The sequence below is a fragment of the Streptomyces sp. NPDC002265 genome, assembly GCF_040296125.1.
In the GTDB taxonomy this organism is placed as follows: Bacteria; Actinomycetota; Actinomycetes; order Streptomycetales; family Streptomycetaceae; genus Streptomyces.
The window spans coordinates 42846-58348 of record NZ_JBEOWS010000014.1 but is presented as its reverse complement, the minus strand read 5'-3'; the positions used below and the strand labels follow the sequence as shown (position 1 = coordinate 58348).

12 protein-coding genes and 1 pseudogene are annotated in these 15503 nt (G+C 72.4%); 4 read left to right on the top strand and 9 right to left on the bottom strand.

The window, feature by feature from the left end:
- Positions 1 to 84 precede the first annotated feature (84 nt).
- Positions 85 to 777: a DUF4232 domain-containing protein gene (locus ABT085_RS04590; RefSeq protein ID WP_351601992.1), complete on the bottom strand. Its 693-nt coding sequence runs from the start codon at positions 775 to 777 to the stop codon at positions 85 to 87.
- Between the two features lie 89 nt (positions 778 to 866).
- The gene (locus ABT085_RS04585) at positions 867 to 1766 is read right to left on the bottom strand and encodes a PIG-L deacetylase family protein (RefSeq protein ID WP_351601989.1); all 900 of its coding nucleotides are present in this window, start codon (positions 1764 to 1766) and stop codon (positions 867 to 869) included.
- A gap of 290 nt (positions 1767 to 2056) precedes the next feature.
- Here ABT085_RS04585 and ABT085_RS04580 point away from each other — a divergent pair, with 290 nt between their 5' ends.
- A complete protein-coding gene (locus tag ABT085_RS04580) occupies positions 2057 to 4381 on the top strand; it encodes a helix-turn-helix domain-containing protein (protein WP_351601986.1) in 2325 nt (774 codons plus the stop codon).
- A gap of 104 nt (positions 4382 to 4485) precedes the next feature.
- Positions 4486 to 5556: a helix-turn-helix transcriptional regulator gene (locus tag ABT085_RS04575; protein ID WP_351601983.1), complete on the top strand. Its 1071-nt coding sequence runs from the start codon at positions 4486 to 4488 to the stop codon at positions 5554 to 5556.
- On the opposite strand, the pseudogene ABT085_RS04570 reads toward ABT085_RS04575, so the two are convergent.
- Positions 5466 to 6662 (bottom strand): annotated as a pseudogene (locus ABT085_RS04570) (MFS transporter); the annotation flags it as partial. The gene ABT085_RS04575 and the pseudogene ABT085_RS04570 sit on opposite strands and share 91 nt — an antisense overlap.
- 134 nt (positions 6663 to 6796) lie before the next feature.
- On the opposite strand from ABT085_RS04570, the gene ABT085_RS04565 reads away from it, so the two are divergent.
- Positions 6797 to 7294, top strand: coding sequence for a DUF4396 domain-containing protein (locus tag ABT085_RS04565; RefSeq protein WP_351601980.1), 498 nt, complete (start codon positions 6797 to 6799; stop codon positions 7292 to 7294).
- A gap of 223 nt (positions 7295 to 7517) precedes the next feature.
- Complete coding sequence (locus tag ABT085_RS04560; protein WP_351601977.1) at positions 7518 to 10184, top strand: SpoIIE family protein phosphatase; 2667 nt, start codon at positions 7518 to 7520, stop codon at positions 10182 to 10184.
- 57 nt (positions 10185 to 10241) lie between these two features.
- Here the strand turns inward: ABT085_RS04560 and ABT085_RS04555 are convergent, their stop codons facing one another.
- From ABT085_RS04555 to ABT085_RS04530, 6 genes are all read right to left on the bottom strand, one after another.
- On the bottom strand, positions 10242 to 11120 hold the full coding sequence (locus ABT085_RS04555) for an ABC transporter substrate-binding protein (protein WP_351601974.1): 879 nt from the start codon (positions 11118 to 11120) through the stop codon (positions 10242 to 10244).
- A gap of 190 nt (positions 11121 to 11310) precedes the next feature.
- Positions 11311 to 12495, bottom strand: coding sequence for a cytochrome P450 family protein (locus ABT085_RS04550; RefSeq protein ID WP_351601971.1), 1185 nt, complete (start codon positions 12493 to 12495; stop codon positions 11311 to 11313).
- 143 nt (positions 12496 to 12638) lie between these two features.
- Positions 12639 to 13424, bottom strand: a complete 786-nt coding sequence (locus ABT085_RS04545; RefSeq protein WP_351601968.1) for a 2OG-Fe(II) oxygenase — start codon at positions 13422 to 13424, stop codon at positions 12639 to 12641.
- Positions 13425 to 13491: 67 nt separating this feature from the next.
- Positions 13492 to 14025, bottom strand: coding sequence for a methylated-DNA--[protein]-cysteine S-methyltransferase (locus tag ABT085_RS04540; protein WP_351601965.1), 534 nt, complete (start codon positions 14023 to 14025; stop codon positions 13492 to 13494).
- A gap of 63 nt (positions 14026 to 14088) precedes the next feature.
- Positions 14089 to 14889, bottom strand: coding sequence for an MGMT family protein (locus ABT085_RS04535; RefSeq protein WP_351601963.1), 801 nt, complete (start codon positions 14887 to 14889; stop codon positions 14089 to 14091).
- A complete protein-coding gene (locus ABT085_RS04530) occupies positions 14886 to 15476 on the bottom strand; it encodes an RNA polymerase sigma factor (protein WP_351601960.1) in 591 nt (196 codons plus the stop codon). The genes ABT085_RS04535 and ABT085_RS04530 overlap by 4 nt, the downstream gene beginning before the upstream one ends.
- Positions 15477 to 15503 lie beyond the last annotated feature (27 nt).

Sequence of the window (15503 nt, the reverse complement as noted above, 5' to 3'; positions counted from 1 at the left end):
TGGAGAGGGCCGTCGCTGCCCGGGCAGGCGGGCTGTCGTCATGCCTGCGGCGTGACTCGGAAGCCGTCATGCCCCCGGAGTGACTCAGAAGTCGTCAGCGCCATTGCGGAGTTCGGGGGTCCAGTAGCCGGTGAGGGCCTTCGCCGGGTCGACGGCGATGCCTGCGCTGCCCGGCGCGGTGACGGCTATGACCGTGGAGTCGCCCTCCAGGATGACGGAGAACGCCGACACGGGCTCGTTGTCCTCGTCCACCCCGCCGTCCGACAGCCTCACCACGGCATAGGCGGGAGCGCCCGCCGTGAGCACGACCGGTGCGGCCGGCTTGCTCTTGGCCACGGCCGGGACGTCCTGCTTGTGGCTCTCCAGGAACTGGATGTGCGGCGCGCCCGCCAGCCGGCAGGAGCGGCCGGAGGTGTTCTTCGCCGTGAGGACGATGTGGGTGTACGGAGCGCCACCCTGTGTGGCGGCGGTGACGGTGACGTCCCTCGCGGTGCAGACGCGGGTGGTGGCGGACGCCTGCTCGCCGGTCGAGCCCGTGGAGCCGTCCCCCGCGGTGCGGTCCGTCGAGCCCTTGGACGCCGTCGAGTGCGCAGGACCGGTCGAGCCCGTCGCGCCGGACGTGCCGGTCTGCCCGTCGTCGGCCGGCTTCCCGGTCGCCGAAGTGGTGGCTGCGGGCGCCGAGTCGGTGTGGTCGTCGCTCTGGCAGGCGGTGAGGGACAGGGCGAGGGCCGTGCCCGCGGTGGCGAGCAGCAAGGAGCGGTGACGCGTGAGGTTCATGGAGGGTTCCCGTGAGTGGTGCGAGGCCGCGGCTCGTGCCGCGGCCGAGTTCGTACGGATGGAGTGGCGCGGATTCCGGTCGCCCGGTCTCAGTTGCCCTTGCCCGGCCGGTAGTCGGACGGCAGGGTGTACACGAATTCGCGCGGATCGGCGTGCGCGGCCTCCAGCAGCTCGGGGACGCTGTGATAGCCGAGGGCGTACAGGTTCCGGCTGGGGTCCCACGTGTTGTAGGCGTACATCGCGTTGCGCTTCTTGGTCATGTGGGAGCCGGGGATGTCGAGCACGTAGGCCGCGCCGTTCGCGCGCTGGTCCAGGGGGCGCTCGTAGGCGTAGACGTGGTTGAAGCGCACGTCGGAGATCGTGCCGTCGTTCATCAGGCGGTAGGCCACGTCGCTGCACGCCTTGTGGGTCTCGGTGTGCTCCAGCCAGCCGGCCGTGAACTTGTGCGACGCGCCCGGGTATTGCGCGGCGAGCGCCCTGACCTTCGCGTCGATCCGGTCGACGAGCTTGTTGTAGGCGGACGTGGTGTCGAACCCGTCGTCCACGACCTTGAAGTTGATGACCTTGTCCACGCCGATCGCCTTCGCGGAGGCCATGAACTCGGCCGTCCGACCGGCGACGATCATGGAGGTCCCGTCGGTCGGCCAGGACAGGTTGTGCCTGCCGCCCGCGGCGCACGGATGCGGAGTGGCCCAGGTGGTCAGGGGGCAGGGGTCGGCGTTCATGCGCTGGGCCAGATCGGGATTCCTGCCGTTGCTCACCAGTACGAGGTAGACGGGCCGTCCGGCCGCCTTGTGCTCCAGGATCGATCCGGCCAGGCCGATCGCGTCGTCGTCCTGGTGGGGGGCGTAGAAGATGGCGGGCTTGGCGGCGGCGGACGCCGCGGGGGCCCGGCCCGCCTGGTAGGCCACGGCGGCGGCGGTCAGCGCACCCGCCGCCAGCACGCTCCGCCGGGAGATTCCGGTGGCCTGCTCCTGGCTGCTGTTCATGAGAGGTCTCCCCGTTTCGGGCTCGGCGCGCGTGTGTGTCGCGCGCTTTCGGTTCTCGTTCGGCGGCGGGTGGTCGGTGCCCGTCCCCGGTCCGCACGGGGTCCGTGGTCCGGCGGCACCGTCCGTGGAGGACCGGCCGCCCGGATCCTGTCCGTCGGGGAGGAGGCGTCCCGCGCCTGCCCTCAGTCGACCACCAACTGCTCTCGCGCCCCAGGCGGTTCAACCGGCAGAACTACCGTCCGTCATACTTCTGCCGGAGGGCTCGCGTCCGGACGAGCCGCACGAGCCGGATGATCGGGGGCGCCGACGTGCGCGGTGGCACGCCATCCACGGAGGACTTCGGGCAGCGGCTGCGCTTCCTGCGGGCTCGTGCCGGACTGAGCCAGGAGGCGCTGTCGCACGCCGCCGGGGTGAGCGTCAGGGCGCTGGCCGACATGGAGCGCGGGCGTACCCGCGGGCCGCAGCGCCGTACGGTCGAGGCGCTGGCCCAGGCTCTGGGACTGGACGCCGACGAGGCGTCGGGGCTGGAGGCGGCCGCAGCGCTGGGGCGCCCGCGCCCGCGCACGGCCGAAGGCCCGGCCGTGCCCGTCGCCCTGGCCCTGCCGCGCGACATCCAGGACTTCACCGCCCGCGACGCTGCACTCGCCCGGCTGCTGGATCTGGCGCAGGACGCCGGTCCTGACCGGCCGGTGGTCGGCGTGGTCGCCGGCCAGCCGGGACTGGGCAAGACCGCGTTCGCGGTGCACGCGGCGCACCGTCTCGCCGCGTACTTCCCCGACGGGCAGCTCGCCCTGGACCTGCACGGCATGGCTGCCGAACCGACCACTCCGCGTGACGCGCTGGCCCGGCTGCTGGGTGCCATGGGAATCGCCGACGCCGCGATACCGGCCGGTACCGACGACCGCGCGAGCCTGTGGCGTTCCCTGGCCGCCGATCGACGGCTGCTCCTGCTGCTGGACAACGCCACCGACGAGTCCCAGGTCGGCCCGCTGCTGCCCGGCACCGGCGCGTCGCTGACCATCGTCACCAGCCGCCAGGCCCTGGCGGGTCTGACGTCCGTCCACCGCTGCGATCTGGCCCTGCTGCGCCGAGAGGAGTCGGTGGAACTCCTGACCCGCATCGTCGGCCCGGCACGGGTGCGGGCCGAACCGCAGGCCGCGCGCGATCTGGCCGATCTGTGCGGGCACCTGCCCCTCGCCGTGCGGATCGCCGGACAGCGCCTCCTCAGCCGCCCGCACGAGCGCCTGGGCAAGCTCGTCGCCCGGCTCGCCGCCGAGGGCCGGCGACTTGACGCTCTCCAGGCCGGAAGCCTGCGGATACGCGCCGCCTTCGCCCTCTCGTACCGCCAACTGTCCACGGAATCACGGACGTTCCTGCGCCGCGCCGCACTCGCCGCCGGGGCGGACTTCAGCCCGGAGACCGGCGCCCTCCTGGCCGGGCTGTCCTACGACGAGGCGGTGGACTGCGCCGAGGAACTGGCCGACGCCGGGCTGCTCCAGAGCGACCCCAGCGCCGAGCGCTACCGCTTCCACGACCTGCTCAGGCTCTACGCCGCCGAGCAGGTCGAGGCGGAGGACGGCCCCGCCGTCCGCGACACCGCCCTCGACCGGACCACGCACTGGATGCTGCGCCGGGCCACCGCCGCCGCGCTGCACTTCGACGTCGACCACGACGGGAAGGCGCCTTCCGGCGACCCCGACCCGGACGGAGCACCCGCCACCCGGCAGGATGCGCGGGCCTGGCTGGAGGCCGAGCGGGCCCAGTGGCTGGCCGCGCTGCGCCGGGCGCACGACACCGGCCGGCACCGGCAGGTCGTGGACACGGCGGAGGCGATGCACTGGTTCTCCGACCTGAACCAGCACTGGGAGCAGTGGGTGGAGGTGTTCCGGCGCTCCTCCGACTCCGCCCGCGCACTCGGCAGCAGGCGGGAGGAGGCGGTCCACCTCAACTACCTCGCCTGGGCCCACAACCTCTGCGTCCACGACCCCCGGGCCGCCCTGGTCTCCGCCGACGCCGCCCTCGCGGCCGCCCGCGACAGCGCGGACGTACTCCAGGAGGGCTGGGCGCTCGGCTACGGCGCGGGGGCGCTGCAACGACAGGGCCGGACCGAAGAGGCCCACACGCGACTGCGCGAGGCGGCCTGCTGCCTCGCCTCGCAGGACTCCCCGCAGGCGAGGCTGGCCGAGCTGACCATCCTCAACACCCTGGGCACCCTGCTGCGCGAGATCGGCCGACCGGCGGAGGCCCTGGACATCCACCGCCGCAGCGAACGGATCTGCCGGACGGGTGTCCCGGGCCGTACGGACGAACTGATCGCGCTGTACCACGCGGTCGCCCGCCAGCAGATCGGCAACGACCTCGCGGCCCTGGGGCGCCGGCAGGAGGCCGAGCCGCAGCTGCGGCAGGCCCTCGCCTCCTTCGAGACCGCGCAGATGCCGGCCTGGGCCGAACAGGCCCGGCTCGACCTGGGCCGGGTGCTCGGCGCGCTGGGCCATCCGGAAGCACGTCGGACACTGGCCGCCGCCCACGACGCCCTCGCCGAGCTGCGAAGCCCACGTCAGGACGAGGCCGCCACCGCACTCGCCGCGCTCGACCGGGCCGCCACGGGCAGCTGAGGCCCGGCCGGCCGCACGCGCCGTATGCCGCTGGCGTCCGCCCCGCCCGAGGCCCGGTCGGACCGGCCCGTACACCGAGAGCCCGGACCTGGGATGATCCGTGCATGCGTGCGGCGCGGCTCCTCTCACTCGTCCTCCTGTTGCAGAACAGGGGCAGGCTGACGGCCGACGAGCTCGCCCGGGAGCTGGGTGTCTCGGCCCGGACCGTCTACCGGGACATCGACTCACTGAGCAGCGCGGGCATCCCGGTCTACGGGGACGCCGGGCACCGCGGCGGCTACCGGCTGCTCGGCGGCTACCGGACCCGGCTCACCGGACTGCACGCCGACGAGGCCGAGTCGCTGTTCCTGGCCGGGATGCCCGGCGCGGCGGACGACCTGGGACTGGGCGAGGTGCTCGCGGCGGCGCAGCTGAAACTGACGGCGGCGCTCCCGACGCCACTGCGGGACCGGGCCGGCCGGATCCGCGAGCGCTTCCACCTGGACGCCGTCGGCTGGTACCGGGAACAGGACTCCCCGCCGGCTCTGGTGGCCCTCGCCGATGCCGTGTGGAACCAGCGGCGGATCCGGGTGCGCTACCGCCGCTGGGCCGAGCCGCAGGAGGTCGAGCGTGAACTCGACCCCTACGGCCTGGTCCTCAAGGCGGGCGTGTGGTACCTGGTCGCGGCGGTGGACGGCACGGTACGGACGTACCGGGTGTCGTCGATCCTGCGCCTGGACGTCCGGGAGGACGGCTTCGAGCGCCCCGACGGCTTCGACCTGGTGGCCCACTGGCAGGACTACCTCGTCGCCTACGACGCCCGCAGGCTCCGGCTTCAGGTCTCGCTGCGGATCGCTCCGGCACTGTTCGCCGCACTGCCGGATCACTTGGACGCGGTACTGGTCCGCGCCGTCGAGGCCTCGGCAGGTCCGCCGGACGCCGACGGCTGGGTCACGGCGACCGTGCCGCTGGAATCGGTCGACCTGGCGGTGCCCACACTGCTGTCGCTGGGGCCGGACGTCGAGGTGCTCGCCCCCGAGGAGCTGCGCCGCAGGATCGCTGAGACGGCCGCGGCCGTGCTCGACCGGTACCGGCCGGCGCGCGCATCGGGCCGGGCGGAGGCCGGCGACCTGAGCAGCAGTCCGGCGGACACGGTCGCCAGCAGTGCGAGGGCGGCGAGGACCGCGAAGCCGTAGCGCGTGTCGCTGTGGTCGGTGACCGTCGCGACCAGGAACATCACCCCGACCGTGGCCGCCAGCCCGCCGCCGTTGGCCAGCCCGAAGGCCCGGCCGACCGAGGCGTCGTCGGCCGAGGCCATCAGCATGGTGCGGGAGGCGATCCGGGCCTGCCCGAAGAAGAACGCACCCAGGGGTACCCCGACGAGGTATCCGGCGATCCCGAACTGGCTCTGCAGTACGAGGCCGACACCGACGAGCAGGAAGCCGACGACGGCGATACGAAGGTCCGTACTGCGTGTGCTGACGATCCGGTAGGCACCGGTGGCCGCCAGGAAACCGAGGCTCCCGAGGGCATCCACCACCCCGAACGCCCCTGCCCCTAGGTGTAGTTCACTGAGCACGGCGGTGGGCAGCAGGGCGTTGAAGACGGTGACGACCACGCTTCCCTGGGCGTAGAGCAGGATGAAGCGACGCATCCGCAGCGGCGTCCGCGCAGTCGTCCGGGACGGCGGCTGCTCTCCGGCGACGGGGGCCGCGGGCACTCGGTCCGGACGACGTCCCACCGCGCACACGCACAGCGCCGAGACCATGAACGTCCCGGCGTTGAACACCAGCAGCGGCATGGCACCGAACGCCTGGACGCACAGCCCGCCGACCGTCGCCGACAGCAGCATCCCCGCCTGGGTCCCCATCTCGTAGCGGGCGTTGAACCGCCGCAGCCGCTCCGCGGGAATCCGCTCCTTGACCAGCGCGGAGCTGGCCGGAACGAACAGGGCACCGATCACGGCGAGCGCCAGATTGGCGCCGTAGATCCCGGAGCCCGGGGCGCCACCGCAGGCCAGCCACAGCGGCAGCCCGAGGGCCAGCGCCGCGCTGGTGACATCGCAGCCGATCCACAGGGCCCGTCGGTCGAAGCGGTCGGCCAGGTGGCCGAAGAACGGTGACAGCAGGGCCTGCGGCCCGGCGACGGCGATGAACAGCCAGCCGACGGCCATCATGGTCTGCTGCTCCCTGATCAGGAGCAGTGCCCCGACGATGAGCTGGACGTTGTTGCCGAGCGCGGTGGCGAAGGCGGCGGGCACGAGCAGCCGCTCGGCCCGGCGGGAGTGGTGACTGAGGATCATGGCACCACTGTCCGGAGGTTCACTGACATCTTGTGTCAGTGAAGAAGTCCGGACGGGTCCAGACGGGACGGGAATACCCCAGGGGGGTATATGGTTCGGGTCGGTGACAGGATCCGGCAAAGGGGAGGCCGACGATGGACCACGGCGCACACCACCACCACGAGCACCAGCACCAGCACGACGCCCACCATGGCTCCGGCACGTCCTGGCGCACCGCCGCTCAGGCGACGCTGCACTGTCTGACGGGCTGCGCCATCGGTGAGGTCCTCGGCATGGTCATCGGTACGGCAGCGGGGCTGCACAACGCGACCACCGTCGTCATCTCCATCGCGCTCGCCTTCGTCTTCGGTTACGCCCTGACCATGCGCGGCGTGCTGCGTGCCGGACTGCCGCTCGGTCAGGCGCTGAAGGTCGCGCTGGCCGCGGACACCGTGTCCATCGCCGTCATGGAAGTGATCGACAACACCGTCATCGTGGCCGTGCCCGGAGCGATGGACGCAGGCCTCGGTCAGTTCCTCTTCTGGGCCTCCCTCGCGCTCTCCCTGGTTCTGGCCTTCGTGCTCACCACGCCGGTCAACCGGTGGATGATCGGCCGCGGCAAGGGCCATGCCGTGGTGCACGCCTACCACTGACGGCGCCGTCCGTCACCCGGTCCGGACCTCGTGCCGGACCGGTTCGGCTTCGCTCTGAGCCGCGCCCGGCGGGCTGCTCCCCGATACTGAGAAAATGGGCAAACTTGGGCGATTCGTCCCAGCGAGCCGACGGGACGGCCGTGTACCGCCGAAGGCCGAACCGCCGAAGGCCGTGCCACCGGAAGCCGGCCCGGAGGCCCGTCGCCGGTCGGCCGGCCGGCGCATGTGGTCGTGGCTGACTCCGCGCAGCGTCGCCGGTCAGGTTTTCCTGTTGCAGCTGGTGGTCGTCCTGCTGCTCATCGCCACGGCCGTGGTGGTGCTGGTGTTCCAGGACCGCAACCGTGCGGTCGAGGATGCCGCCGAACGGTCACTGGTGGCGGCGGAGTCGTTCGCGAACGCCCCGGGCACCGCGGAGGCGATGCAGAGCGACGACCCGACGGCGGCGCTCCAGCCGCACGCCGAGGCCGTACGCAAGAAGACCGGCGTCGACTACGTCGTGGCGCTGAGCCCGTACGGCTTCCGGTGGACCCACCCCGACCCGAACCAGATCGGCAAGCACGTCTCCACCTCCTACGGCCAGGCGCTGGAGGGCGAGCCCCACCAGACCACGTTCGACAGCAGTCTGGGCAAGGCGGTCGACTCGACGGTGGCCGTCTTCGACGAGAAGGGGACCGCCGTCGGGCTGGTCACCGTGGGGGTCACGGTGGGCAAGGTGTCCGGTGTGGTGCAGGACCAACTGCCGGTGATCTTCGCCTCGGGCGGTGTCGCGCTGTTGCTGGCCGCGGGTGGGTCGGCACTGGTCAGCGCCCGTCTGCGGCGTCAGACCGGGGGTCTGGGGCCGGTGGAGATGACCCGCATGTACGAGCACCACGACGCGGTGCTGCACGCGGTCCGCGAAGGCGTCATCATCCTGGACGGTGAGGGAAAGCTGCTGCTGGTCAACGACGAGGCGCGCCGGCTGCTCGCACTGCCGCCGGAGGCCGAGGGCAGGCCGGTCACCAGGGTCGGGCTGAGTCCGGCCCTGGTCGGACTGCTGAAATCGGACCGGGCGGTCACGGACGAGGTCTTCCTGGCCGGGGACGTCCTGCTCGCGGTCAACCTGCGGCCGGTGGGCCTGAAGGGGGGCAGTGTGGCCACCCTGCGCGACACGACGGAGCTGAGCGCCCTCGCGGGCCGCGCGGACGTGGCGCGCGGGCGCCTGCAACTGTTCTACGAGGCCAGCACGCGGATCGGCACCACCCTCGACATGACCCGTACCGCCGAGGAACTGGCCGAAGTGGCGGTCCCGCGCTTCGCCGACTACGCCACGATCGAGCTGATGGAGCCCGTGCTGCGCGGCAGCGAACCGGCGGGGGCGAGCATGGAGATGCGGCGGGTCGCGGCCGCGGGCATCCAGGACCGCGCGCCCCTCTACTCCGTCGGGACGCTGATGCACTACGTGTCCGGCAACCCCGTGGTCATCGGTATGACCAGCGGCCGGCCGGTCCTGCTGGGGGACCTCGCCGTGGCCGACGGATGGCGGGCCCAGGATCCGGTGCGAGCCCAGAAGATCATCGAATACGGGATCCATTCCATGATCTCGGTGCCGCTGAAGGCGCGGGGCCGATCGCTGGGGATCGTGGAGTTCTGGCGCTCGGAGCAGGACCCCTTCGAGTCGGACGACCTGTCTCCTGCCGAGGAGCTCGCCGCCCGGGCGGCCGTGTGCATCGACAACGCCCGCCGCTACACCCGCGAGCACACCACGGCCGTCACCCTCCAGCGCAGCCTGCTGCCCGGCGCGCTGCCCGAACTTTCCGCCCTGGAGGTCGGGCACCGGTACCTGCCCGCCCAGGCGGGGGTGGGCGGCGACTGGTACGACGTCATCCCGCTGCCGGGCGCCCGGGTGGCCCTGGTGGTCGGCGACGTCGTCGGACACGGTCTGCACGCCGCCGCGACGATGGGCCGCCTGAGGACCGCGGTACACAACTTCGCCGCCCTGGACCTGCCTCCGGACGAGCTCCTCGGGCATCTGGACGACCTGATCACCCGGATCGACCAGGACGCGGCGGCCGAGGGCAACACCGAGGCCGTCACCGGTGCCACCTGCCTGTACGCGGTCTACGACCCGGTCTCCGGGCGGTGTGTCCTCGCCCGGGCCGGGCATCCCGGTCCGGCGCTGGTCTCGCCCGACGGCAGGGTGACGTTTCCCGACGTCCCCGTCGCCCCGCCGCTGGGGGCGGGCGCGGGCCTGCCGGTCGAGACGGCCGAGCTCCTGCTGGCCGCCGACAGCCGGCTGGTCCTGTACACCGACGGCCTGGTCGAGGCCCGTGGCCGTGACATCGACGTCGGGCTCGAGATGCTGCGGGAGGCGCTCGCCGGCGCGGAGCGTGCCACCCCGGACGAGACCTGCCGGGTGGTGCTCGACGCGATGCTGCGCACCCGGTCGAGCGACGATGTCGCCCTGCTCGTCGCGCGCACCCGGCTGCTCGACCCGGAGCAGGTCGCGGAATGGGAGGTGCCGCACGACCCCGCGGCCGTACCCAGAGTCCGCGCCGAGGCCATCCGCAGGCTGGAGGCCTGGGGGGTCGGCGAGGCCGCCTTCACGACCGAGCTGATCCTCAGCGAGCTGGTGACGAACGCCGTCCGGTACGGAGCCAGCCCCATCCGACTGCGGCTGCTGCGCGACGGCGACAGCCTGATCTGCGAGGTCGCCGACGGCACCAGCACCTCCCCGCACCTGCGCCGCGCGGCCTTCACCGACGAGGGGGGCCGTGGACTGTTCCTCGTCGCCCAGCTGTCCCGCCGCTGGGGGACCCGGTACACCGACCGGGGCAAGATCATCTGGGCCGAGCAGGCGCTCGACGCCGGAGCCCCGGGGGATCTGAGCGGTCTGCTGATGGCGGAGCTGTGATGCGGGGCGCAGGCCGGACCGCGGTACGTCCCGGGGGTGTGCGGCGGTCCGGAGCGCTCAGGCGCTTTCCTGGACCGTGAAGTAGGGGATCTTGGCCGGGTCCTGGCCGAAGGCTGCCCCGAGATAGACCGCCGACAGCTTGGCCAGCGTCCCGTCGTCGATCAGCTGCCTCATGATGCGATCCACGCCCTTTCTGTTGGGTGACCCCTTCGGGAACAGGGCGCCGTACCCCTGGTCGGTACGGTACTGGCCCACGATGCGCACCCTGCCTTCCCGCTTCTGGGGATAGGCCAGCAGGATCGTCGTGTCGTGGACGACCGCGTCGATGCGGCCCTCCTCCAGCGCCGTGACCATGTCCGGATCGTTGGGGAAGGTGGTGACGGGCTTGGTCGGCTTGAGTCGGTCCTTGACGAACTTCTCGCCCGTGGTGCCCTCGGCCACTCCGATGTGCACGTCACGGACGTTCTTCTCGTTGATCCTCTCGCCGTCCCTGATCAGCACCCCCAGGGTCGAGGAGAGGTAGGGCTCGGAGAACTCGGCGACCTTGGCCCGTTCCGGAGTGATCGTGATCTGTGCCAGGGCCAGGTCGAAGTTCTTGGTCTTGCCGGACACGATCTCCGGAAAAGGCGTGTTCACCACCTTCACCCGGTCGAGTCCGGAGCGGTAGGCGATGTTGGCGGCCATGCAGTACTCGTAGCCGCTGGTGACGGAGTCCGGCGTCTTGCCGTTCCACCAGCCGGGCGCGGGCAGGGTCGTCCTGACCGTGAGGGCGCCCGCCGTCTGGGGTGACAGGTGGAACTCCCCGTAGTGCCCCGATACCTGGCAGTCGCCGTAGTGGGCGTTCGCGGACGCCGACCCGCCGTGGTCACAAGCCGATGTCGCGACGATGAGCGCCCCGCTGACAGCCAGGGAGACGATCGCTGCCGCGGCGCGCATCATTGCACCTCCGGTAGGGGCATCCTCCTTGAGTCACCATAAATCACCATGAACCATACGACCGCCGGAGGAGCATGGGACGGCTCCGGGGCGCGGGTCGGGTCGCCCGCCCTCCGATACGGCCTCCGGGAAAGGGGCGGTGCCCACCGCGATCCGCCGAACGGGTGGCCGCACGGGCCGCGCCCGGCCGTCAGGCGAAACGGACGGGCAGGGTGCGGGTGCCGCGGATGAGCAGTCCCGGCAGCCACTCCAGCGCGGCCGGTCGGGTGTCCAGGGCGAGTTCCGGGCAGCGCTCCAGCAGCGAGCGCAGGGCGATCCGGCCTTCCAGGCGGGCCAGGGGCGCGCCGATGCAGTAGTGGATGCCGTGGCCGAATCCGAGGTGGCCGCGGGCCTCGCGGCGGATGTCGAAGGTGTCGGGGGCCTCGTAGCGGTTCGGGTCGCGGTGGGCGGCGGCGAGCGAGATCAGCACCGGCTCCCGGGCGGGGACGACGGTGCCGGCGATCTCGACGGGCTCGGTGGTGCAGCGGTTGGTCGCCGACTCCAGCGGACCGTCGTAGCGCAGCATTTCCTCGATGGCGCCGTCGAGCAGGCTCATGTCGGCCCGCAGCGCGGCGAGTTGTTCGGGGTGGGTGAGCAGGGCGCGCACTCCGTTGGAGATCAGGTTGACCGTGGTCTCGTGGCCGGCCACCAGCAACAGGAAGGCCATGCCGACGAGTTCACCGGACGACAGCCGGTCGCCGTCCTCCTCGGTGGTGCGGATCAGCGCGCTCATCAGATCGTCGCCGGGCGTGCGGTGCTTCTTCTCGATCAACGACGTGAGGAAGGAGCCGAGTTCGCCGAAGGCCCGGAAGGCCGCCTCCTCGCTGGTGGGCGCCACGACCTCGTTGGACCAGCGCCGGAACTCCTCACGCTCCATGTCGGGCACGCCCAGCAGTTCGCAGATGACGGTGATGGGGAGCGGGTAGGCCAGCGATGCCACGAGGTCGGCCCGCCCGGCGGGCTGCTTCAGCATGGCGTCCAGCAGCCCGTCGGTGATCTCCTGGACGCGTGGTGCCAGCGCCTCGACCCGGCGCGGGGTGAACTCACGGCTGACCAGCCTGCGCAGCCGGGTGTGCTCGGGCGGGTCGGAGATGAGCATGTGACGTCCGACCAGGTCGGCGTCGTAGAGGTCCCAGCCCAGCTTGCGCATGTCCTTGGACAGCCGTGGGTCGGCGAGCGCGGCCCGGGCCTCCTCGTGGCCGACGACCAGCCAGAACTCTCCGCCGTTGGCGTCGCGCACCTTGTGCACCGGGCCCTGTTCGCGCAGTTCGGCGAGGAACGGGTGCGGGTCGGCGGTGAAGCGGTCGCCGTAGGCCGTCAGGTCGATGATGTCCATGGGTGTCCCCGTCGCCGTGGCGCTTGCCGATCTTCCGTCCCCCGCACGCTAACCCGCCCGCCGTCGGCGGCGCGTCGTCCACGGGGACGATGGCCGGAATGCGGCTCCCGGCCGGCACCGGCCAGAACCGGCCGGCGCGGGTGTCACGGGGCGTCGTGGAAGATCACGCCGAGGACGTGCCGTCGGCCGTCGTGCACCGTGCTCACTCCATGGCGCAGCATGAAACGGCTCCAGCCGCGCGTCGACGGGACCGGACGGTCGTGCACCGCGAAGATCAGCCCCTGCCCCTGGCCGGGCCGCTTCACGATCGGACGGGACTGGGCCCGCGGACGCTGCTCGACGAAGACGCTCTCACCACCGGTGAAGTCGACGTCGGGACGGTCCAGCATCACCGCCACCTGGAGCGGGAACGTCAGCTCGCCGTAGACGTCCTGGTGCAGGCAGTTGTGGTCGCCCGGGCCGTAGCGCAACAGCAGGGGAGTGGGCCGCAGTTGTCCGGCCGCGGCGCACGCCGCCGTCAGCTCGGCGTGGGTCGCCGGGAACCGGGGCCCGTCCAGGCGCTCGGCCCACTGGTTGGCGATCCGGGCCAGCGGCGGATACAGCTGTCTGCGCAGGGCGGCCACCACCGGAGGCAGCGGGGCCGCGAAATAGCGGTAGCGGCCGCTTCCGAAGCGGTGACGGCTCATGTCGACGGTGCTGCGGAACACCTCGTCCCGGTCGAACAGCGCGCGGATCTCCGCGCAGGCGCGCGGCGACAGCAGGGGCGGGGTGACGGCGACGCCGTCGGCGTCCAGCGCCGTGGTCAGCGTGGGCCGGTCCAGCGCGTCCACGGCGGGTGGTTCGATGCCGTCGTCGGTGCCCGCGCCGGGCGCGGTGGGGGTGCGGCCGTGCTCCGGGCCCGGCGGATGTGGGGTGTGGTGACTGGTCACTGTCGGCTCCGCGGTCGTGGAAGGAGAAGGGCGCCGCAGACGGGGGATCGCTCCGGCGCCCGCCGGTTCAGAGGGAGGCCGCGGGGGTGCCGCCGGACTCCAGGTCGAGCAGGAACCGCTTGGCCGTGACACCGCCGGCGTAGCCCGTCGGTCGGCCGCCCGCGCCGACGACCCGGTGGCAGGGAAGCACCACGCACAGGGGGTTCGCGCCGAGCGCGGTGCCCACGGCCCGCGCGGCCCGCGGCCGTCCGAGCGCGGCGGCCAGCCCGGCGTAGGTGCCCGTCACCCCGTACGGAAGGAGGCTGTCCAGCCGTTGTACGGTCGTGCGGCCGAACGGGGTGGCCAGGCGCAGGTCCACGGGCACGGTGAAGGCGCGGCTGCGGCCTTCGAGGTACGCGTCCACCTGACGGCCCGCCTCCTCGATGATCCGCAGCCGGCCGGGGCCGGCGACGTCGGCGAGGCCGGCCCGGGTGAGCCGGGCCACCGCCTGCTCGCGGCCGTCGAAGGCGCACAGCACCAGCGCGTCGTCGGTCGCCGCTAGGGTCAGCGGACCCAGCGGGGTCCGGTGCGAGGCGAGTGCAGCGGTGGGTGGGGTACGCATGGACGGACCTTTCTGCGGTGCTGTGCGGTGCACGGTGGGTGCGCCGGGCCGGACGGCGCCGGGTCAGACGGTGAGGGGCCGGCAGCTCTTGCAGGCCCGGTAACCCGCCTCGCGGGCGTCGTACGGGGTGCGGAAGTGCACCCGGTGCCCGGGAGTGATACGGCGGGCGTGGGCGCAGGTCGGGTGGCAGTAGATGAACGTGGTGTCGCTGCCCAGGAAGACCGCGCCGGCCCGGGACAGCTCCGTCACCCGGCGCATGTCGATGTGCTCGGCTCTGCGCAGGGCCTCGCCGGTCTCGGGCAGGTACGCCGCGTCGCACGGCGCTCCGTTGTCGTGTGTGACCCGGTGGCACGGTACGAGCACCGTGACGGGATTGGCCGCCAGCGCGTGCAGGATGTCGGAGGCCGAGGGCGGACTCGCGGCGCTGGCCTCGCGGGCGATCCAGCTCAGTGGCCGCAACTGGCCCGCCGGAATGTTGCGTACGGCCTGAAGGACCGCGTGCTGCTCCTGCGGCAGCCCGGACAGGTCGATCGCCAGTCGGCGCGCCCGGCCCGTGCGCAGCGCGGGGACGATCCCGGGCAACGGCTTGCTGCCCGGGATCGCCGAGCGGCCGGTGCGCGCGCGGTGCAGCTCCTCGAAGGCGGTCGCGGTCAGGCCTGCCGAGTCCAGGCATGCGCCGGTCACGGACTGTCGGCTCGCGGCCACGAACAGCCCGCCCGCGGCCGTGTCGAGGTGTACGTAACTGTCGTAGTGGTCCTCGGAGATGCCCACACGGCGCAGTACGCGCAGCGCGAAGTCCTCCGGTGCGGACGATGCGAGATCCGGCAGACGCCGCGCGACCGCGTCGTCCTTGCTCTCGTTCACATCGTCACCTCCTTCAGCGCCGTGGGCTGCGATTCGAGCAGGCGTCGCAGTCCGGCCAGCCCGCGGGAGACCTGCGCCTTGGCGGTGCCGACCGCACATCCCTGCACCTCGGCGACCTCCGAGTAGCTCATTCCGACGACATGGTGGAGCACGACCGGTATGCGATGGTGCTCGGGCAAGGCCGACAGGGCCGTGACCAGCCGCGACCGGTCCTCCGTGGTCGCCGCCCGTTCCTCCGGACCGGGGCTGCGGTCCGGCCAGACGTCCATGGTCTCCTCCACGGGCAGTCCGGCCGTGGCCGGCCGTCGTTTGCGTGTCCGCACGTGGTTGCGCCACACGTTCGCCGCGATGGTCATCAGCCACGCACGCGGACGCAGTTCACGGCGCCGTGCGGGGGAGTAGTCCTGGAGGGCCGTGTAGGCGCGCAGAAACGTGTCCTGCCCCAGGTCGTCCGCCTCGGCGAAGGAGCCGGAGACGCGGTACAGGAACGCGTGCACCGCCCCGGCGTGCACCCGGACCAGCTCGGTGAAGCCGACTTCGAGGTGTGCCGCCAGGAGATCCGTCAGCTGCTCTGCCTTGTCGTCCATCACTGAGAAGAACACCGTCCGGGCGCA